The organism is Niastella soli, from assembly GCF_017742245.1.
Lineage (GTDB): Bacteria > Bacteroidota > Bacteroidia > Chitinophagales > Chitinophagaceae > Niastella > Niastella soli.
On the sequence record NZ_JAGHKO010000010.1, the window covers coordinates 64,223 to 85,417 of the forward strand.

20 protein-coding genes are annotated in these 21,195 nt (G+C 44.3%); 12 read left to right on the forward strand and 8 right to left on the reverse strand.

From position 1 onward, the window contains the following. Window positions 1–172: 172 nt before the first annotated feature. Entirely contained in the window at window positions 173–2,257 is a 2,085-nt protein-coding gene (locus J7I42_RS24545) for a T9SS type B sorting domain-containing protein (RefSeq protein ID WP_209141527.1), read from the reverse strand. Window positions 2,258–2,565: 308 nt separating this feature from the next. Between J7I42_RS24545 and J7I42_RS24550 the strand changes: the two genes are divergently transcribed. Continuing rightward, window positions 2,566–5,106, forward strand: coding sequence for a phosphocholine-specific phospholipase C (locus J7I42_RS24550; RefSeq protein ID WP_209141528.1), 2,541 nt, complete (start codon window positions 2,566–2,568; stop codon window positions 5,104–5,106). Window positions 5,107–5,212: 106 nt separating this feature from the next. Then, on the forward strand, window positions 5,213–7,600 hold the full coding sequence (locus J7I42_RS24555) for a GAF domain-containing protein (protein ID WP_209141529.1): 2,388 nt from the start codon (window positions 5,213–5,215) through the stop codon (window positions 7,598–7,600). Window positions 7,601–7,604: 4 nt separating this feature from the next. On the opposite strand, the gene dusB is transcribed toward J7I42_RS24555, so the two are convergent. Continuing rightward, window positions 7,605–8,642 (reverse strand): tRNA dihydrouridine synthase DusB, encoded by a 1,038-nt coding sequence (dusB, locus tag J7I42_RS24560; protein ID WP_209141530.1) that lies wholly within the window; start codon window positions 8,640–8,642, stop codon window positions 7,605–7,607. A 283-nt stretch (window positions 8,643–8,925) separates the two neighbouring features. Between dusB and J7I42_RS24565 the strand changes: the two genes are divergently transcribed. Then, on the forward strand, window positions 8,926–9,477 hold the full coding sequence (locus J7I42_RS24565) for a DNA-3-methyladenine glycosylase I (RefSeq protein ID WP_209141531.1): 552 nt from the start codon (window positions 8,926–8,928) through the stop codon (window positions 9,475–9,477). Window positions 9,478–9,815: 338 nt separating this feature from the next. Here J7I42_RS24565 and J7I42_RS24570 read toward each other — a convergent pair whose 3' ends face one another. Continuing rightward, the gene (locus tag J7I42_RS24570) at window positions 9,816–10,337 is read right to left on the reverse strand and encodes a DinB family protein (RefSeq protein ID WP_209141532.1); all 522 of its coding nucleotides are present in this window, start codon (window positions 10,335–10,337) and stop codon (window positions 9,816–9,818) included. A 166-nt stretch (window positions 10,338–10,503) separates the two neighbouring features. Then, a complete protein-coding gene (locus J7I42_RS24575) occupies window positions 10,504–11,073 on the reverse strand; it encodes a Crp/Fnr family transcriptional regulator (RefSeq protein ID WP_209141533.1) in 570 nt (189 codons plus the stop codon). 126 nt (window positions 11,074–11,199) lie between these two features. On the opposite strand from J7I42_RS24575, the gene J7I42_RS35735 reads away from it, so the two are divergent. Next, window positions 11,200–11,439 (forward strand): DUF4160 domain-containing protein, encoded by a 240-nt coding sequence (locus J7I42_RS35735; RefSeq protein ID WP_209141534.1) that lies wholly within the window; start codon window positions 11,200–11,202, stop codon window positions 11,437–11,439. Further along, window positions 11,420–11,743, forward strand: coding sequence for a DUF2442 domain-containing protein (locus tag J7I42_RS24585; RefSeq protein ID WP_209141535.1), 324 nt, complete (start codon window positions 11,420–11,422; stop codon window positions 11,741–11,743). The genes J7I42_RS35735 and J7I42_RS24585 overlap by 20 nt, the downstream gene beginning before the upstream one ends. A 333-nt stretch (window positions 11,744–12,076) precedes the next feature. On the opposite strand, the gene J7I42_RS24595 is transcribed toward J7I42_RS24585, so the two are convergent. Continuing rightward, window positions 12,077–13,141 carry a linear amide C-N hydrolase gene (locus J7I42_RS24595; protein WP_209141537.1) on the reverse strand — a complete coding sequence of 355 codons (1,065 nt, stop codon included), beginning with the start codon at window positions 13,139–13,141 and terminating at the stop codon, window positions 12,077–12,079. Between the two features lie 20 nt (window positions 13,142–13,161). Further along, on the reverse strand, window positions 13,162–13,284 hold the full coding sequence (locus J7I42_RS24600; protein WP_209141538.1) for a hypothetical protein: 123 nt from the start codon (window positions 13,282–13,284) through the stop codon (window positions 13,162–13,164). A 249-nt stretch (window positions 13,285–13,533) separates the two neighbouring features. Here J7I42_RS24600 and J7I42_RS24605 point away from each other — a divergent pair, with 249 nt between their 5' ends. Genes J7I42_RS24605 through J7I42_RS24620 form a run of 4 tightly spaced genes read left to right on the forward strand, consistent with a single transcriptional unit; the run spans window position 13,534 to window position 15,828 of the window. Continuing rightward, the gene (locus tag J7I42_RS24605; protein ID WP_209141539.1) at window positions 13,534–14,052 is read left to right on the forward strand and encodes a YceI family protein; all 519 of its coding nucleotides are present in this window, start codon (window positions 13,534–13,536) and stop codon (window positions 14,050–14,052) included. A gap of 27 nt (window positions 14,053–14,079) precedes the next feature. Further along, window positions 14,080–14,298: a tautomerase family protein gene (locus J7I42_RS24610; protein WP_209141540.1), complete on the forward strand. Its 219-nt coding sequence runs from the start codon at window positions 14,080–14,082 to the stop codon at window positions 14,296–14,298. Between the two features lie 5 nt (window positions 14,299–14,303). Next, window positions 14,304–15,038: an SDR family NAD(P)-dependent oxidoreductase gene (locus tag J7I42_RS24615; protein WP_209141541.1), complete on the forward strand. Its 735-nt coding sequence runs from the start codon at window positions 14,304–14,306 to the stop codon at window positions 15,036–15,038. Window position 15,039: 1 nt separating this feature from the next. Next, window positions 15,040–15,828, forward strand: coding sequence for a nuclear transport factor 2 family protein (locus tag J7I42_RS24620; RefSeq protein ID WP_209141542.1), 789 nt, complete (start codon window positions 15,040–15,042; stop codon window positions 15,826–15,828). A 140-nt stretch (window positions 15,829–15,968) separates the two neighbouring features. Here the strand turns inward: J7I42_RS24620 and J7I42_RS24625 are convergent, their stop codons facing one another. Beyond that, entirely contained in the window at window positions 15,969–16,889 is a 921-nt protein-coding gene (locus tag J7I42_RS24625) for a LysR family transcriptional regulator (protein ID WP_209141543.1), read from the reverse strand. A 101-nt stretch (window positions 16,890–16,990) separates the two neighbouring features. Between J7I42_RS24625 and J7I42_RS24630 the strand changes: the two genes are divergently transcribed. Together J7I42_RS24630 and J7I42_RS24635 are read left to right on the forward strand one after the other, a co-directional pair. Further along, on the forward strand, window positions 16,991–17,623 hold the full coding sequence (locus tag J7I42_RS24630) for an NAD(P)H-dependent oxidoreductase (RefSeq protein ID WP_209141544.1): 633 nt from the start codon (window positions 16,991–16,993) through the stop codon (window positions 17,621–17,623). An 11-nt stretch (window positions 17,624–17,634) separates the two neighbouring features. Beyond that, entirely contained in the window at window positions 17,635–18,621 is a 987-nt protein-coding gene (locus tag J7I42_RS24635; protein ID WP_209141545.1) for an aldo/keto reductase, read from the forward strand. A gap of 357 nt (window positions 18,622–18,978) precedes the next feature. Here the strand turns inward: J7I42_RS24635 and J7I42_RS24640 are convergent, their stop codons facing one another. Next, complete coding sequence (locus J7I42_RS24640) at window positions 18,979–19,890, reverse strand: hypothetical protein (protein ID WP_209141546.1); 912 nt, start codon at window positions 19,888–19,890, stop codon at window positions 18,979–18,981. Window positions 19,891–20,061: 171 nt separating this feature from the next. Between J7I42_RS24640 and J7I42_RS24645 the strand changes: the two genes are divergently transcribed. Continuing rightward, window positions 20,062–21,090, forward strand: coding sequence for an aldo/keto reductase (locus J7I42_RS24645; RefSeq protein WP_209141547.1), 1,029 nt, complete (start codon window positions 20,062–20,064; stop codon window positions 21,088–21,090). Window positions 21,091–21,195: the final 105 nt, after the last annotated feature.

Consider the following 21,195-nt stretch of genomic DNA (forward strand, 5'->3'; position numbering starts at 1 on the left):
AAAGGGAGCGATGAATTTACTCGCGAGCCCCGAATAGTCCCCGGGAGCCTGCGACCGGAAGCTGGTAGCACAGAACTTAATAACTTACAAACTAAATAACTAACTAACCTACATCCTATAACCATGACAGCCTTTTTCATAACCAACTACCCATTGCCTATTACCTATTGCCTTACCTTAACAACGTCACATTCCCCCTATAGCTATTGATCAGATCATTCTCACACACCACATCAGCCATATACACATATACTTCAGCCGGTCCGGTAACCCCTCTTACTTTTCCATCCCAGCCAAAAGCCGGATCATTGGGTTGAAAGTTCGTTCTCTCAAAGACCAGCTCGCCCCACCGCGAGAAAATCCTGAACGAACGCACCTGCGCAATGCCTTTACCCCGTACCATCAGTACATCATTCAAGCCATCGCCATCGGGAGAAAATGCATTCGGAATAAATACCTGGGCACTTTCACAAAATGTTTTTATGTTCATGGAATCTATGCCCACACAACCAAACTCATTGGTAACTTTTGCCAGATAGGTGCGGTTCCTTTTAATGGTGGCCACAGGAGTGGTACAATCGATGCAACTAAGATCATCAGCAGGCGTCCATTGCCAGGATACAATGGGGCCATTTTGAGTAACAGGAGAAAAAGTATAGGTGCTGCCGGTTGCCCGGGTCACATCAGGTCCCACATTGACCCGGGGGTTTGGATGTACAACTACTTTTATCAATCCCGTATCAGTAAAACACTGATGGCCATCAAAACCAATTACCTGGTAGGTGGTGGTTGATTTCGGGGTAGCCACCGGGTTAGCAATATTGGTACGGTTCAAACCCACACCTGGCGACCAGTTGAATAATACAGCGCTGCCCATTGCCTGCAGGTTTACCGACTGCCCCTCACAAATCGTTTGATCGGGCGACACACTTATGTCAATGGGTTGAAATACCTGAATATTCATAGTGTCTTTATCAATGCAACCACTTTCAATACTGGTAACGGTTATTATGTAAGATGCGGGTTTTGGTGGTGTGCCCACGGGTTGGGCAATCAGGGGATCAGATAAAAAACTGGCGGGTGACCAGACATAGGTAAATGCCGATGTTCCGGGTGAACCAAGCAGGATCGGGTGATCAGGACAAATGATGGTATCAGGTCCCGCATTGGCCAATGGCAGTATGGGATAGATAGAAGCTTGCAGCGTATCACTGCAACCAAAACCATTAAAGGGGATCACCACCACATTAATATTATTGATCTTGGGGGCGGGGTTCAACACCAGGTTCTCCCCCGTGCCCAGCAGCGTGCTGAAATTATTATCATACCATTTGTATTCCTGAAAACCGCCTGGCCCGGTAAAACTGGCAATATTGGGATTACATTCATAATGGGCAGAAGCAGTTACATTACACTCACCCACATCTACATAAGCATACCCCCAGTGAGCGCCCTTGGTGCAATCGGCGGTAGTAAATTCCACTTTCAGCCGCTTGCCACCGTAGGCGCCCAGATTAATAAATACCGATGACCAGGGTTTATATTTTACCGACGCATCAACGGTGGAGCTCTGGAAACCCGGTAACGAGGCGGTGGCAATATATTCATTGGACGCACAGGGCAGATAGCTGTTGGTTTGCACATCGAGAATGCGGGCAATAAACCTGGGCTGCTCATTCGGGTTATGACCAGGGTCCTGGAACACGACGGCATACCGGTAAGTAAAGGTGGCATCATTGGCATTGGCAGGGACCGTAAATTCATAGGTAATGCGTTCAGCTTCTGAACCATTGATATTGTTGCCCAACCGCACCGCATATCCACTGCCATCGGGCGGGTTTACAGGGAATAGTCCGTAAGGGTCAACAAGCGTGGCAGCCCCTTTGGCATATAGGGTATGCCTGCCAGTGATCGGCGGTGACGGCATTACCGTTATCTCATTAGTATTATTTCTAACACTGGTAGATCCCGTATAACAATTCCAGTTTTGCAGGGAGCCTGCTTCAAAATCTATATTGGCGGGACAGGAGCCTTCGGCTTGTTTGTAGTTTGAAGATTGTGGCTTCTGGTTATTTAATTTTAGAAGGCCGCCATTATTCAGAATTCCCAAATTGGCGGAATTGCCCATTGTCCATTGCCCATTGCCTCGCCCGCCGAAGCCTTGGCGTAGGAGGGCCCATTGCCCATTCACGTTTGAGCCAACAGCCTGCAATAACAATACAATAAATAATGTACATAAAGTAAAGTTCCCCTTCATAGGTCACAGGTTAACGAATTAATGGCTACCAGGCTATCAGGCCGGCGGGTGGGGACTTTGCTAATATGATCAGGAGAAGGGTTGGAGTATGGGGCAGTATTATAAAATGCGAATACATAGGCCTGGTAGTCCTATATGGTGTTTTTCATCAATATTTTATAAGGCTGCTTACTTATACTTTGCAAATACTGTGCAATTATTGTAAGCACTTCCTTTCCTTTATTAACATCTGTTTAATTTTTCATACTTTGAAAAGGCGAAAGCGCAAATCCCATTATTTTTATCAGATATTAACACGCTAAAAAACTATGGATACCCGCAGAGAATTCCTGAAAAAAGCATCCGTACTATCAGGCGGCGCCGGTCTTATGCAATTGTTACCGGCCTCCATTGCCAAAGCACTGGCCATTGATCCAGAAGCCGGCAGCACCTGGCAAGACGCCGAACACATTGTATTCCTGATGCAGGAGAACCGGTCATTCGATCATGCCTACGGCTCTCTGCAAGGCGTACGGGGCTTTAACGACCCGCGGGCTATCCGGCTACCCAATAAGAACCTGGTCTTTCTGCAATCCAACAAAGAAGGCGACACCTACGCGCCCTTCCGCCTGGATATTCACAAGACAAAAGCTACCTGGATGAGCTCCCTCCCCCACTCCTGGGCCAACCAGGTAGATGCCCGTAATAACGGGCATTACGATAAATGGCTGGAGGCCAAACATTCCGGAAATAAAGACTACCGCGCCATGCCATTGACCATGGGTTTTCATACCCGGGAAGACATTCCCTTTTATTATTCCCTGGCCGATGCCTTCACCGTGTGTGACCACAACTTCTGCTCCTCGCTCACCGGCACCACACCCAACCGCCTGTATTTCTGGAGCGGCACCATCCGGGACAAACAGGAGGAGAACGCCCAGGCCTGTGTATGGAACGAAGACGCCGATTATAATACGATGGTCAGCTGGGCTACCTTTCCCGAAAGATTAGAAGAAAATGGCATCTCCTGGAAAGTGTACCAGAATGAATTAAGTGTGGGGGTTGGTTTTGCAGGCGAAGAAGACAGCTGGCTGGCCAATTTTGGCGACAACCCGCTGGAATACTTCACGCAGTACAATGTAAAGTTCCATCCGGCTTATATAAACAGCTTACCCAAAGCCATTGAGACAACAGTAGCCGAGATCAAAAAAATGGAAACCGGGTTACAGGCGTTGTCAACCAGCGCTGTTGCCACAGACATTGAAAGAACCAGGAAAAGACTGGAAGAACTAAAAAAACAACTGGCCACGCTGATAGCCGATCAAAAGAAATACACCAAAGAAAATTTCGAGAAATTGTCTGCCCGGGAAAAAGCCCTGCATACAAAGGCATTCGATACCAATATTAAAGACCCCAACTATCACCAGCTTACCGACATCACTTATAAAGATGGTGATACCGAACGGCAAATGAAAGCCCCAAAAGGCGATGTATTACACCAGTTCAGGGAAGATGTAAAGAATGGCAGTCTGCCCACCGTTTCGTGGCTGGTGGCGCCAGAGAATTTTTCTGACCATCCATCAGCCGCCTGGTTCGGTATCTGGTATATCAGTGAAGTTCTTGATATTCTTACCCAAAACCCCGAGGTGTGGAAGAAAACCATCTTTGTATTGACCTACGATGAAAATGATGGTTATTATGATCACCTGCCCCCATTTGTAGCGCCACATCCGCATAAAGCATCAACCGGGTCAACGTCAAGCGGCATTAACACGGGTGTTGATTATGTGGCCAGTAACGACCAGCAATCTATAAAGGACCAGGCCCGTGAAAGTTCAATCGGTTTGGGTTATCGCGTGCCCATGGTCATCGCATCGCCGTGGAGCCGCGGTGGCTGGGTGAACTCCCAGGTATTTGATCATACTTCCTCTATTCAATTCCTGGAAAAATTCCTGTCGCATAAAACCGGTAAAAAGATAGAAGAGCCCAATATCTCTCAATGGCGGCGTACCGTGTGTGGCGATCTTACATCTGTATTCAGACCTTATAATGGAGAAAAAATCACGCTGCCTGAATTCCTGGAACGCGATGAATTTATTGAAGGCATTCACAAAGCACAGTTCCGTCAACTGCCTTCCAACTATAAAAAATTAACAGCCGAAGAAATAGCCACCATCAATAAAGCGCCCTGGGCCTCCCCCTTGATGCCGCAACAGGAAAAAGGCATTCGCGATGCCTGCGCCCTGCCTTATGAATTATATGCAGATAGTACATTATCAGCCGATAAAAAAACAATTGAGATCACACTGAGAGCAGGCAACACCCTCTTTGGTAAACAATCGGCAGGTTCACCCTTTCATATTTATGCCCCCGGGAAATACCAGCAACAGGAGTTACAAAACTGGGCATATGCCGTGATAGCCGGTCAAGGTCTAAAAGCAAAATGGCAGTTAAATGATTTTGAGAACAATACCTATCATTTGCAGGTGTACGGGCCTAATGGCTTCTTTAGACAAGTCACCGGCAACCAGCAAGACCCACAGGCAGCAATTGAATTTGACTATGAGACCGACGCTAAACGAGATGACCTGCTGACCGGGAATATCTATGTAAAATTCAGTAATGAAGGTAATCAACCACTTACATTTGAAATAACCGACAATGCCTATAAAGCGGCTTTGAAAAGTATTACGGTGCCGCCGGGTCAAAATGCAACCAGATCTGTTATCATTGGCACCACCAAAACCTTTGGCTGGTACGACTTCTCCGTAAGTCTAAAAGGAAACCCGGTTTTTGAAAAAAGATATGCCGGCCGGGTGGAGACAGGCAAACCTGGCAAAACCGATCCTTTTATGGGACGCGTTGTATAATAGGACAGCAGGAGCAATACCCTGACGGCGGTCAGCATTTCAGCAATAGTTAATTTGTACCTTTAAAGATAGTCAATTTTTTTAATTCACTGCTAAATGCTCCGTTATGTCGGAAATGTTTGCTCCTGCCATAGGCTCTGTTACCAAAGTGAACATCCTTGCAGCTAATAGAGAACGTGTTGATAACAGCCTGTCTATCGATAGCAAGATCTCCTTCCGCCCATTTGTTAATTACTTAAAAGAAAAATTACAGGACAGTTCCAATACACGCTCAAGAATATATAATTACCTGATAGAAAGATTTGAAGAAACACCCGCGCTGTTGGAGCCGGTCACTGATGCTCACCTGTTAGAGGAGAACCAGGACCTGCTCGATATGCTCAGCACCACCCTTTTTCCGGTGGTGAGTGAACATGAAAAAAATATGTTCACGATGAGTGTCCCTTACGAATTTTCCATCTTTAATTATTCCACCCCATTCAGAAAATTGTTTGTCGATGAAACCGAAGAACATTTTCTGTTACCCGATGATGCAACCGAGGAAATCCTGAAACAGGCACAATGCGCACTCCTGTACGAACACATACTCGAAAAGTTCTACAATATAAAACTGAATGAAGCCCCCTACCTGATATATCCGGTGGAAGATAAGACCACTGGAATGAAACGGTATTACAAACTGCGTTACGACCGGCGGTTTATCGATATCTTTTTAAAAGGCGAGTTGCCGCAGATCCAGGATTGTGGCGTATGTTTAAATACCCTCCGCATTCTGGACATGGAAAAGCAACTGGAAAAAATGCCGCTCGATCTGTTTGAAGTGGAAGGCTTCGGAGTATGGATAGCCGAAGACTTCACCATTCAGGAAACGCTGGATTCCATAAAGCGCGTCCTGTTGCGACACGAAGCCTGTGATACCAGCATAGTGAATGACCTAAAAGAAAATATCCAGGCGCTGGTTGGTTTTAACAACGTGGAAGTGGGAATAACCCCTTTCTTACAGCTCAACAACCGGTTTGTGCTCGATGAAACCTGCACCCAGCATGGCATTTTAGGAAAAAGCTGGAGATCGAATGATCCAGCCAGTATGGCCACTTACCAGCAGTGTATTGAATTTTTTAGTGAACACCCCGCCCCCATGCCGCTTTCAATACTTGATGAAAAAGTAGTAGCTGTAGCCCCCTTCACCCAAATACTGATAAATGCGGGCATAAGAAGTTATATCATTATACCAATTCAAAATAACGACGGCTTGCTGGGGATCCTTGAACTTGCCTCCCCTATTCCCAACCAGCTAGACCAGGAAGTAATGAACCGGGTAGAGAAAGTGATGCCATTGTTGTCACTTGCCTTGTTGAAGAACAGGGACACCTTTACCAATCGCATTGAAAAGATCATTAAGGAAAAGTTTACCGCGTTGCAACCATCGGTAGAATGGAAGTTTGCAGAAGCGGCCTGGGAATACATGAACAAAGAACAATACAAAGAAGCGCCCGTAACGGGTAACGTGGTATTCGACAACGTATACCCGCTCTACGGCGCTATCGATATCCGTAATTCCTCCGTTGAACGCAGCCGGGCCCTTCAAAAAGACCTGCTGGTACACATTCAACTGATCGATGAAACATTCGAACAGTTGCAGACCCGCTTTCCCCTGCCCTTGCTGGAGGGATTAAAATTCAAGAACTTCAATTTCCAGCAGGCAATTGAACAGGGAGTAACCGCAGAAGATGAGATCCGGATCAACGAGTTCTTTAATAATGAGGTCCATACCGTGTTGAAGCACCTGAAAAGCAGCCATCCGCAAATGCAGGACATCATCAATAACTATTTCTATCATGTGAATGATTTCTGTGGCTTTTTATATCGCAACCGGAACGATTATGAGATCTCCCTCAACACCATCAACAATGCGGTGTTACATACCTTCCAGCAACAGGAAACCATTATGCAGCAATCGTACCCGCACTACTTTGAGAAATATAAAACAGACGGTGTAGAATATACGATCTATATTGGTCAGTCCATTGCCCCGCACAATCCGTTCAATATGTTGTTCCTGAAAAACCTTCAGTTATTTCAACTGACCTCTATGGCTGAAATAGCTCAGATGATCCATACCATGCAACCAACACTGCCTGTTCCGTTGCAAACAACGCAGCTGATCCTGATCCATAGTCAGCCTATGAGCATCAGCTTCCGGCGCGATGAACGGCGGTTTGATGTAGAAGGGTCGTATAATATTCGTTATGAGATCATGAAGAAACGACTCGACAAAGTGCATATTTGCGGTACCCAGGAAAGACTAACACAACCGGGAAAGATAGCCATGGTTTACAGCAACCCAAAAGAAGCTGAGGAATACCAGGAATACATTCTCTTCCTGCAAAACAAAAAATTGTTACAACCAGGAATAGAATGTCTGGAACTGGAAGAATTACAAGGCGTAAGTGGATTGAAAGCGTTAAGAGTGAATGTTAATTTGGAGAAATGAGGCCTTACAGCGGGCAATTCTCATGATAGTTCACCATTTCAATAGGTGTTCTTTCCATAACATACCCCTCATAGCGTACCAGAATGTCGTCCAGCACGGCCAGGATGGCTTCCGGCTCTGTATGCGTCATTAGTGCAGTACGGAACTCTTTAATGCCCGGGAGCCCCTTAAGGTACCTCAGGTAATGCCCGCGCATGGAATAGATACCCGCAACAGGTCCCTTCCATTGCAGGGATTTTTGCAGTTGTTGTTTACAAACATCAACCCGCTCCACTACAGTAGGGGCCGGTAATAATTCGCCTGTATCCAGGTAATGCCTGATCTCCCTGAACAACCAGGGATACCCGATAACCGCCCGGCCTATCATGATGCCATCAACCCCATAGCGGTTTTTGTATTCGAGGGCTTTTTGCGGACTATTAATATCCCCATTCCCAAAAACAGGAATATGTATGCGTGGATTGTTCTTTACTTTGGCAATAAGGCTCCAGTCGGCTTCGCCTTTGTACAACTGACAACGGGTACGCCCATGGATGGTGAGGGCTTTGATCCCAACGTCCTGCAAGCGCTCGGCCACCTCTTCAATATTTTTGGAAGCATCGTCCCAACCCAGGCGGGTTTTTACTGTCACCGGCAGATTGGTTGATTTTACGCAGGCCTCGGTCAAACGCACCATCAGGTCAACATCCCTTAACACGCCGGCACCGGCGCCCTGGGCCACGATCCCTTTTACGGGACAGCCAAAATTAATATCCAGCAGTTCAGGTTGCGTTACGTCCACGATCTTTGCGGCCATGGCCAGTCGTTCTTCATCGCCGCCAAACAGTTGAATCCCAGTAGGTCGCTCTTCGTCATATATATCCAGTTTCCGGCGGCACCGGATGGCATCGCGGATCAGCCCTTCACTGGAAATGAATTCAGTAAATACCAGGTCGGCCCCATTGCGTTTACAAACCACCCGGAAAGGCGGGTCGCTCACATCCTCCATGGGGGCGAGTAACAATGGAAAATCAGGGAGTTGTATATTTCCTATCTGCAACATTCGGGTGCAAAATTGCAGCAAAAAGCCGGGCGAAGCAAAATAAAGGTAACCCGCTACACAGTTATTGGTAAAAAGGCACGGTTTTTCGCCTAAATACCTACTGTCAATATTTTGAAAGACCTGCCTAAAACGCCCATAATTTAAATATCAGAGTCAAAATTGAAATACCCAATGCTCAAAATTTATAAAAAATAGAACGTACGAGCAGTTTCAAATATCAAATAGACTACCCAGCCGGGCGGTCTATTTTTGTAATATCTTTAGGCAATTATAATCTATACACATGTCTTATTGTAGCGTAATTCCTTCTATGGAAGAACCCCGGCGCAGCCTGCACAAGAACTATCATGATAAACACTATGGCTTTCCTATTCACGATGACGATGAGTTGTTTGGCCGTTTGATCATGGAGATCAACCAGGCAGGTTTAAGCTGGGAAACCATTTTGAAAAAAGAGGAATCCTTCCGCAAAGCTTATAGCAATTTCAATATTAAAAAAGTAGCGGCGTATAAGGAGTCAGACAGAGAACGGCTGATGAACGATGCAGGCATTATTCGCAATAAACTGAAGATAAATGCCGCTATAGAAAATGCCAAAGCCATTCTAACCCTGCAAAAAGAATTTGGTTCATTTGAGAACTGGCTTCAGCAGCAGCACCCCAAAACAAAAGAAGAATGGGTAAAACTGTTTAAAAAGACATTTAAATTCACCGGTGGGGAAATAGTAAATGAATTTTTAATGAGTACCGGTTATCTGCCGGGGGCGCACGCTCCCTCCTGCCCCGTTTATAACACCGTGCTGAAGAAAAAACCACTGTGGGCTAAGAAATCGTGAATCGGCAATCCGCAATCGGCAATCTTAAAAGTAAGAATCTTTAGAATTAATAGGAAGGCGGATCATCACGTGATACGCAAAGCGTGAAACGAGAAACGGGAAATGTGAAATAGAACCAGGGGCCTCTCACTGCGTTCGATACAATTGCGCCTTCGCTTCGCTCAGGAAAAAGCTCGCGATTGTTTAGATTACTAACTATCTTGCGCCGCCCAAAAATCACTGCCGACTGCCGACTGCCGACTGCCGACTGCCGACTGCCGACTGCCGACTGCCGACTGCCGACTGCCGACTGCCGACTGCCGACTGCCGACTGCCGACTGCCGACTGCCGACTGCCGTCTACCCCGCCAGCAAGCCAAAATCAAGCCGCTTATCTACAACGCGTTTTAACATACTTATCTGGCCGCAATGCCATAGGGTGTGCTGAATGTTCCATTCTAATGCCTCCCCTTTGTTTTTAGCAATGGGATGCGCAGGTTGAACCGGCTCCAGCGCTGCTTCCAGATCGGCAGGGGATAGTGATTGTATAACCTCCAGGGACCGTTGCTGCATAAACAGCAAATGATCGGATAATTGTTCGGGGTTGAACTTTCCTTTCGCATTGACCGGAGCCGCCGTGGTAAACAACTGGCCATATTCCTTTAACGACACTTGCTGCAACACCTCCTTTTGGTGGCCTACGATCACCATGATGGAATGATAATAGAAGCTGACAATAAGATGCCCTGTTTGCCAGGTAATGTTTGACTCCATTATGTCCGGCGTGGTATCCCATTTTTGATGGGGAATAGAAAGCAATAATTTATTCGCCCACGCATAGGCGCTTTCGGTTTGCTTTGCCAGGAAGGTTATTTGGTTCATTTATCAAAACTAGCGGGTACCGGCTACACATTCATTGACCTACATCAAGAACGCTGCCTGCTGCCGTTTCTCTGCCTCTCTGCCTTCTGCCCATCAACGGACCTGAGCGAAGCGAAGGTCCAGTCTGCCTTCTGCCTTCTGCCCTCTGCCTGCTGCCCTCTGCCTTTTATATACTCATTTTCTTTCTGATCCGGCTTATGGTTTCCGGTGTTACATTCAGGTAAGAAGCAATGAGGTATTGCGGAATCCGCTGGGCCAGGTCGCGCCGTTGAACAAGCAGTTGCTGATAACGTTGCTGGGCATCATCCAGCAGCATTGATTTCAACCGGTCGTGCAGCTGGAGAAACAACCGTTCATTCATTGTCCTGCTCAAGGATTCAATAAAAGGATGGACAATGGCGAGCGTCTGCAGTTTCTCTTTGGTTATCACATATAGGGTTGTATCTTCTAAACAGCGGATCTCTTTTTCAGAAGGTGTGTTGGTTACAAAACTATAGTAATCGGAAATAAAGTTACCTTCATGCGCAAACTCAAAAACCACCTCCTCTCCCTCTTTATTATAAACGCATTTCATCAGACCATGTTCTATCAGTCCTACCTTGTTGCAAACCTGTCCTTCGGCTACAAATACGTCATTCTTTTTTAATACTGTTTGGGAGAACTGTGACAGGAACAACTCCGCATCCTGCGGGCTTAAATGGAACAGGGTGGCGATGTGGTTTGTAAGTGATTTCAAGTGATTGTCTTTACTTCTATCAATTTGCAAATAAATGTCCGACTTAACAAATGTTAATTATTTGTAATATTTTCCCTATATTTAACAGATAGGAATTATCCACTTTTAGCAGTAAATTTGAATTTGATGCCTACTTTGTTGAACTTACATGGCATACGGTTTTTCTTCTATAGCAATGAAAACAACGAACCAATTCACGTTCATGTAACAAAAGGTAATGCTAATGGGAAAATCTGGCTAGAGCCATTACTAGAAGTAGAATATCTTTTAGGTTTTACTAACTCAGAACAAAAAATTATTATAGAGGCGGTTCAAGAACATTGTGAATATTTTAAAAAGAAATGGAATGAATACTTCAGGAAATAACCAATTTGATGCTATAGACAACATGATCTTTACTGAAGGATTACGCATACAGGCTGTAGATATTCATCCCGAATTGGACTTGATCACTATCTATTTAAATACAAAAGCTGTATTAAGCCAATACATATCTGCCCATAAACAATTAAAAGAAGCGGATAAATCGCAATTACTACGATACGAATTAATTGGCGGGGGAACAGGTATCCATTGGCCTTTATTAGATGAAGATTTGAGTTTAAAAGGTTTTTTACAGGACGAACTTAGAAAAATGGTAAAAAGAGATAAGGGGTCTATTGCAGCATGATGATTGCCCATACAACTATAAGACATAAAAAAAGCCACTACTGATGCAATAGCCTTTCAAAATAACTTACTTCTTGTATTTAGATCAGTATTTTGGCTTTCTACTTATGCGTCTTACCGCGTTAATTTTTATAACATCTTCTTCACTTTCATATACAACCAGATAAGGGAAACGGTTTATTCGCAACCTCCTGAACCGATCATTTATTGAAGTATAATGTAAAGGATGCCCCGACAGGAATTTACCAGCAGTCTCCAATTCTGATATAAGATACATCATGGAGTTTCAATAGACTCAAGGGTGAATTGCGATTATCATGTTTTGATCACCAAATTATTGAGCATCTAATCGGGCAAATTGGAATGGTTGGGCAACCTTAAAATTCATTGAACATTCACCCGAATAGTTTTCATTATTAGCCAGGCTCAGTTTCATTACCTTACCTTTTTCACTAAAGTCTATTTTGTTGAATTCAACCCAAACAACATTAGGGTTTAATACGTTGTCAAAGTAATAAACAAGATTCTTTTGGTCTGCAACTGTCCTCCAGCGGGTAGAAGAAATATTTGGTTCGGTTTTGGAAGATATCCCTAAGGGAACAGAGCAGTTTCTTATTACGCCAAACACACTTGCAAGCGCTACTCTTGTATTATCTGTTTTCGGTATAGCGTCAATATAATAGGATGCTCTCACAAATCTATCGGCAGCCCGATTTGTCCCAGGAAGCATAATAGTTCCCGGAATACCTTTCCAGTAAGTATTGATTGCCATCTGCTCTTCAAAAATAGGAGAATTGGTCATTGTCACATAAGACCTGTCATGATGAATGGCTAGTTTGCCATTAATATATTCAAATATGGCATTGTCTCCTGTTGCATCAGAAAGCGAAAGGTGTACGGTGGCGAAAATATCTGTTCCAGGAATGTGGGAAGAGACAACTACAAATTCCTCTTTTTGGAGATAAGCAACAGCTTCTTCAACTGTTGCAAAGTTATCTAACGCATATTGCAACCAAATTGATATGCTAAGTCCGGGTTTATCTTTGTCTTTGACAAATTTGGGATAAACAGATTCTGTCAGCCATAAGAGGTTACCCACCAAACCCTTTTCATTCATTCCGTCTGAGGAAGCAATATCCCAGGAGCTTGTAATAACGCTTCCATATTTTGACTTCCATTTTACTGAAGTGGTACCAGCCTCACCATTTCTTACAATTCCTCTTGGGAATATCCACAGGTTGGCAGGGATATCACTTTTCCAATCCATAGAGCGGGCAGTAATAATTGTACCATTCAGCCCCTCGTAAACAACACGTGTACAAGCATAAATAACAATTGAGTATAAAAGACTGCCTAATAAAATTACCGCTACCACTATTTTTAAGAGGTTTTTGTTCATTCTATAAACTTTTTAAAGTTCTATTTCCGGAGCTCTGTGAAGCGGGCACCCTCTCTCCCAATACGATCAATATTGGGCGTTTTGTATCCCATAATATCCATATTGTATGCTTTTATATTGAACCATCCTATATCATCACTCATAATAAAGAGGATGTTGGGTTGTTATTTTGATCTATCATTTACTTTGTATAAGTTTTTATACTTTATGGGACACTTTGGAAAGAGATGATCAGCCAAATTGTATGAAAATTATTTTGGGCCAGGTCCATCCTTTATGAAAATGTGATCTACATCACAATGCACTGGTTTTCATCTGAATGTGATCTGCCTCACGCAATCACACCGCTAAACTGTTGCACCTTTGTGTGGTAATTAAAAACACACAAACAAATGAAAAATCAGAATTTTGAAATTGCAGTTGCGCAGAGCAACATTGACTGGACAGGTAGAAAAGTAACCGGCGCACATTGGGGAACCATCGGCGTTAAACAAGGTAACCTTTCAGTAAGTGATGGTAAATTAACAGGTGGTCAATTTATCATAGACACTGCTTCCATTAAGATCCTGGACGTAGCCGATCCCGCTACCAATACTCAGTTTTATGGCCACCTGGCTTCAGATGACTTCTTTTCAATCGATCAGTACCCCGAAGCCAATTTTGAGATCACTTCTGTAAACAACAACCAGGTTACCGGAAACCTGACCATTAAAGGTATTACCCATGCTATTAGTTTCGATGCTAATGTGAGCATTACTGGTGATACACTTACAGCCTCTGGTAAAATTGTGGTTGACCGTACCAAATATGGTATCAAATTCCGTTCAGGCAACTTCTTTACCAACCTGGGCGACACCCTTATCTACAATGATTTCGATTTAAATGTAAACATCACTGCAAAAGCTGCCTAACAGCGGCTTTTGCCAAAACATAGTTTTATGCCATTCGTTAAAATTTTATTTACCCGTGAAGGCGTTACACGCGAACAAAAACGACAACTCATTAAAGGTGTGACCGATGTGATCACCAACGTATTGAACAAAGACCCACACCTTACGCATATTGCTATTGAAGAAGTAGACACAGACAATTGGGGCTATGCAGGTGAACAAACATCCATATTACGTGAACAAGGCTTAACTGCCGATAAAAAATAAAGAAGATGAAAAAGCAAACTATCATTATAACAGGCGCCTCTTCGGGAATAGGTAAAGAAGCAGCCAGATATTTTTTGGACAGAGGTGATAATGTGGTGATCAATTCAACCACAAAAGAGAAATTGGAAAAGGCATACCAGGAACTGGGCGCAGGCCCTAACCTGGCCATGGTTGCCGGTGATGTAAGTAAAAAAGCAACAGGCGAAAAGCTGGTGGCAACTGCTGTGGAAAAATTTGGCTCGGCTGATGTGCTGGTGAACAATGCCGGTATTTTTGAAACCAAACCTTTTCTGGAAGTTGATGAGGCTTACCTCGACCGCTTTTTAACAACCAATCTGAAAGGGACCTTCTTCACCACTCAGACAGTTATACCACAGATGCTTAAACAGCAGGGTGGTATAGTGATCAATATAGGAACACCGCTCGTTTATCATGCTTTAGGTGGCGTACCCGCTACAGCGGCCATATCAAGCAAGGGAGCTATTCATGCCCTGACCTTGCACCTCGCGGCTGAATTTGGTAAAAAGAATATCCGGGTAAATACGATTGCTCCTGGCATCATTAGAACGCCCATGCATGGCGATCGCGTGGATTCATTGGCCAGATTGAACCTGATGAACCAGGTTGGAGAATCGGTAGCTGTAGCAGAAATGATCTACACCGTGGCAAAAAGTAATTTCATCTCAGGTGCTATTATTAACATAGACGGGGGCGCAGGCGCCGGTCATAATCTCAATTAACATGAAAAGAATTTTCTTAATCACATTGTTGGCCTGCAGTTGGTGGGCCACTAAAGCACAAAATACTGTAAAAATGGAAACGATGCATGCGGACTCTGCCGCCATTTCACAGATACTGGAAAAACTCTATTTCAAAGGCATTTATGAAGGTGATCTCGATTTATTAAAGCAGGTCTATTACAAAGGAACACTACTTTTCGGAGATGTAAAAGGTCAACCCTATGCAAAAACCCTCGATGAGTACCTGACCGGTGTAGCCAACAGGCAAAGCCCTAAAAACTCAGGCAAGCCATTTAAAGGCGAGGTGTTGAGTGTACGGGTAACCAATTCAATTGCTGTGGCCGAGGTGAAAGTAATAATGTATGATTTCGTCTATCAGGAATATTTGTCCTTTCACAAGATCGATGGCCAGTGGCTTTTGGTAAATAAAATGATCAGCGACATTGCCCAGGATGCCAGTAGCTTAACAAAAGATAAGGTTACAAAAGGTGGTAAAAAATTTAACCTGATTGCCACTATTGAAATACTTCCGGGTTTTGAGGCAGCGGTTAAAAAAGCAATGGTTACAATGGCCGCTGAAACCCGTAAAGAAGCCGGTGTTGAGTTGTTCCTGATAAATACAAAAAAGGATTCACCACAAACCATTTTGATTTATGAAACATATCGAAGCGAAGCCGATTTTGAACTACACAAAACACTCCCTCATTCCAAAGTATTTTTTGAGTTTGTAAAGGGGAAAATTAAAGATGACAAGATTGGCGTTAACCTTTTAACAGGTATAGATAACTAAGCGTAAAAAGGGAAACATTCGTTTAATAATTTATGTGATCAACGAGCCCATCCAGGTTCACTTAACGGGTCAGATTCTCAGTTTCTACAAATCCTGCAAAGGAGCGTTTGCAGGATCTTTTTATTTATATCTACATTTTACTACTTCGCCTTCCCCTGCCTTATCTTCCCCATCACCTTCCGGAACAGTACTTTAATATGTTCAATTTCTTCCTGGTGCGTGGTTTTCTTTCGGGTGCCAAAATAAAGGGTATTGGTTACTTTCTTATCCCCTTCCCAGATCAGTTGGATATGACCGCTTTCAATTTCAGAATAACAAAGAAAATCCGGGATCACAGCCAGACCTGTGCCTCCGCTTAAACACCGCACAATGGAGTTCAGGTTTGGTACAATATAATTGGGGCGGAACGCGGGCTTTTTGCCAAAGTTCAGTGTCCAGAAGCTAAAGAGATGTTCCATATCACCGGTGGTGCCATACCATTTTTGCTGTTTCAACCACTGCTCGGTCTTCTCCTTATTTTTGGTGCGGTGAACTTTTTTAAACGCTTCTTTGTCTACATCCTTTCCGCCCACCAGCACAATGTTCTCCGATGAAAAGGCCTCATGTTCTATAGTGCCCGAAATACCTTTTTTGGGTGTAATGATCAGGTCCAGAATGCCCTTATCCAGCTGGTCCAGCATTTCCGGATATTCGCCAAAATTAATGATCAGGTTAAAGGGAAGTTTGGAAACATATTGTTCCAGCGTGATCTGGAAAGTTTCAAAACACATCCCTACGCTAATAGTAGGCGTATGCTTTTCTGTGGATCGCTGAAAATTCATCTCCACATCTTCCAGCTTTGTCAAAGCATCTGCTATGGCATTGTACAACACTTTTCCCCGCTCAGTCGGGATCATTTTACGACCAGTACGATCAAATAGTTTATACCCAACATAAGCCTCCAGGGACGACAAATGCAAACTCACACCCGGCTGTGAAATAAACAACGCATCCGCAGCGCCAGTTAATGTGCCGGTCCTGTAGATCGCCTTAAAGGTCCTGTACCATTCCAGGTTAACCATAATGAACTATTATTTTTATGATACAAAGGTATAAATCATCTTATTTCTATAATACCAGGCCCCGGTCTAATTTTGCCCTGTCAATTTAAAAAGAAGGAAAAATGAAAAAGATACTGATCATAAACGCAGGACAACATTTTGGTCATTCAGGCGGCCGGTTTAACAACACGGTAACAGCGGAAACCCTTGCGTTTTTCGGGGAACAGGAAGCAGTGCAAGTTAAACAAACTAATATCTCCAATGGTTATGAGCTCAAAGAAGAAGTGGCTAAATTCGTTTGGGCCGATGTGATCATTTACCACACTCCCATCTGGTGGTTTCAGGTGCCACATGGATTTAAAAAATACATCGACGAAGTATTTACTGCCGGACATAACAAAGGCATTTACCACAGCGACGGCCGTAAAGCAGAAAACCCAAACATCAATTATGGCACCGGAGGTATGCTGCACGGAAAACACTATATGCTAACCACCAGTTGGAATGCACCCGAAACCGCTTTCACTTTACCAGGTGAGTTCTTTAATGAACACAGTGTAGATGAAGGGCCTTTGTTCGGGTTCCACAGAATGAATGCATTTACCGGAATGAAACCACTGAAAAGTTTTCACTTTCACGACGTAGAAAAGAATGCCGATATAACCCGCGATATGAAAAAATACCGCGCGCATTTGGACCAGGTATTTAGTTCTGCCGCGAAACATGAATTAGCCACCCCAACTACAATCAATTAATAAGTATACAAATGGAATACAGAAAATTAGGCAATACCAACCTTGAACTATCAGCGATCACCTATGGCGCCTTTGCTATCGGTGGCAATATGTGGGGTGGCACCGAAAAAAAGGAGGCCATTGATGCTATTCACGCTTCGCTCGACTATGGCGTAACCACTATTGACACGGCCCCTTTTTATGGCTTTGGCCTAAGCGAAGAAATGATCGGTGAAGCTATTAAAGGGAAAGACCGCTCGAGCATCCAGCTATTGACCAAATTTGGTTTGGTATGGGATGGCAGCAATAAAGGCAAAGGTGAATTCTTCTTCGACGCAGAAGCAGATGGGAAAAAGATCCCGGTTTATAAATATGCTTCCAAAGCCAATGTGATAAAAGAACTGGAAGAAAGCTTACAACGCCTGGGCACCGATTATATCGACCTGTTGCAAATACACTGGCCCGATAACTCAACGCCCATCAGCGAAACCATGGAAGCATTGGAACAGTTGATCCGGCAGGGAAAGGTACGCGCTGCCGGGGTAAGCAATTACAGCGTGGCACAAATGAAAGAAGCGGCCCAAACATTGCAACTGGCAAGCAACCAGGTCTCTTACAGCATGCTGAACCGGTCAATAGAAAATGACCTCGTACCCTATTCGCAGGAAACCAACACAGGCATTATTGTGTACAGTCCAATGGAACGCGGTTTGCTAACAGGCAAATACTTTAAAGAAAGCAAACTAAAGAACGATGACCATCGCAATGGTTATTTCTCACAGTTTGATCTGGAAAAAGTAAAAGCCTTTTTACAAACCATTGAACCAATTGCTAAAAGTAAAAACGCTTCTTTATCACAATTGGTATTACGCTGGACGACCCTGCAACCGGGGATATCTGTAGTGCTGGCAGGTGCAAGAAATGCAGCACAGGCCATTCAAAATGCAGCGGCTATAGATCTTTCGTTAAGCAGTGAGGAGTTACAGTTTATCGATCAGCAATTGGTTAAATTAGGATAACAACAATGCAAGCGTAAAAAGACCTGTAAGGTCTGCCTTTTGAATTTGCCGGATCAACCTGATGAACAGACCTGACAGGTCTTGTTCGCATTGTCAAAACACGACCTGTCAGAGACTGCCCCGATTTATCGGTGTAAAAGACCTGGAAGTCCGCCGCATTACCTCGCCGAGCAAGGAGATGAAGCGGCCCTGACAGGTCTTATCGCATTTTAGAACAAGACCTGTCAGGAGCAATTCAACCCTCTACTATGGCAAGCTCAAATGATGCACCTTACAGGTCTTCATTTAAATAACAAACAATGCCCCGCTATAACGGGGCATTGTTTATAAAGGCGGCCAGCATCATTCCATTATTATTTAAGGCTTGGCAAAATCTACCGTAGGTTTCAAGGTACCAATAACGGTGTTGTAAATAGGACCACCCAGGCCCGATGGCAGTCCATCCGTCATGCGGGTGGCGGTAATGGGATTAAAGCTGCCCGTGATAAAACGCGCAATACAACTACAGTCGAAATGTAAACCCACTTCGGGCACAGGAACCGATGCAAAGGTGGTGATGGGGCCCGGATACGCGTAACTGGGCCCGTTCAGACCTGTTACTTTATCAACAAATACAATTACCCCGGAAGTTCCACTGGTATGCATTACGTACATTTGTGCATTGCAGTTAAAGGTCAACCCCCGCGCGTTCAACCCCACCGGAAGCGGATTGGGCAAACAACTAACGTTTGTTGAACCAGGTAAACCCAGTTTAACGATCCGGTTATTAGGCGCCACCGTACCGCGATTGATGGCATACAGGATGCCGGTAGCTGGATCTCTTTCCAGATCGCTTAAATTAAGCACAATACCACACAGGTTGGTGGCCGGAGTGACGCTTACACAATTGGGGTCGGTAAATTTTAAAATGGCATTGGGCACAGAACCGGTAACACCGGTAGTTCCCCAAAAGGTGCCGGTAGAAGGGTCATACGCCAATCCGCTGGCGTTTAATATAGGATTACCACTACAGTCCTTCAGTTGATTGGTGCCACTTACCACATAAGGCACCACTGTAATAGGTCCGGCGCCGGGCGACCCTGCTACTTTAAAAAGATAGGAGAAGCCGGAAACAGAATCAACCGTCAGGTTGTACATGATAGGCTGGCATTCTTCCACGGTATTGCTGGTTTTTGCGAGCGAGGATGTTTTATCTGCGGTAACGTGTTTCTTACAGGCTGCAATCGTTAATAGGATCACAACAACTGTTGTAAGGTTTAATCGGTTCATAAAATGAAAATTTAGATATGGTATAATAGAAATGGAGCCGGATTAAAAGGAAGGAATAATTCCGGAATGATCTTGTACGCCTTATTCTAAATTTAATATTATTACCTGAGATGGATATACGTAAACGTACTTATTTTTGCCGCACCAGACGATAAATCAAAACTAAAAAATATGGAATACACTACGCTCGGCAATACTGGCCTTATTGTATCTAAACTGGCTTTTGGCGCTATGACCTTCGGAGACGACACGTCCATTAAAGCTGTCTACAAAGTTGATCAGCAACTGGCGCAGGCCATGGTCGACAGATCACTGGAAGCAGGCATCAATTTTTTCGATACCGCTGACGGCTATGCCAATGGACAATCAGAGATCATGCTAGGAAAATTACTGGCACCACACCGCCATGAAGTAATAATTTCCACTAAAGTAGGCTTCAGAACAGGCAACCCGGTAACCCAGGCCGGACTATCAAAAAAACACATCCTGTTTTCCTGCGAACAAAGTTTAAAACGACTGAATACCGATTATATCGACCTGTACATCCTTCACAAAGAAGACCCTTTTACGCCGCTGGAAGAAACCCTGGCCGCCCTCAACAGCCTGGTTGAATCGGGCAAAGTACGCTATGTAGGGTACTCCAACTGGTCGGCCTGGAAAGCTGCGCTGGCTTATCAGCTGCAGAAAGACAACGGTTGGGCAACTTTCTGTAATGGTCAGATGAACTATACCCTAGTGGGCCGGGATGTGGAATACGATGTTGCACCATTTATGCAACACGCCGGCATTGGCATGACCATTTGGGGTCCATTGGCGGGCGGTTTTCTGAGTGGCAAATACACCCGGGAAAATTTGAAAGACCCCAACAATCGCCTGTCAGGCTTCGACCTGCTCCCTTTTGATAAAGAGCACGGTTTTAAAGTAGTGGATGTTTTAAAAGAATTAGCCGTTGAATATCAGGCATCGGTAGCCCAAATTGCGTTGGCCTGGCTGCTCAGCAAACCGGTTGTGGCAAGCGTGCTTATTGGCGCTACAAAAATGCACCAGTTAGAAGATAATCTGGGCGCCATCAAAATAAAATTAAACGCCGCGCAAATTGAACAATTAGATACTTTAACAAAACCAGCCAATTTGTACCCGCATTGGTTCAACCAAAATTTACTCGATCCGGTGCAAAAAGAGATCTTCCATAGTAAGTAACTGATTAACACCGGTTAACCACACCTGTAAAAGCCTTCAGATCATAGTGATTTGAAGGCTTTTGCCGTTTAATACCTATGTCGTTATCTCTATTACAGTATCCCA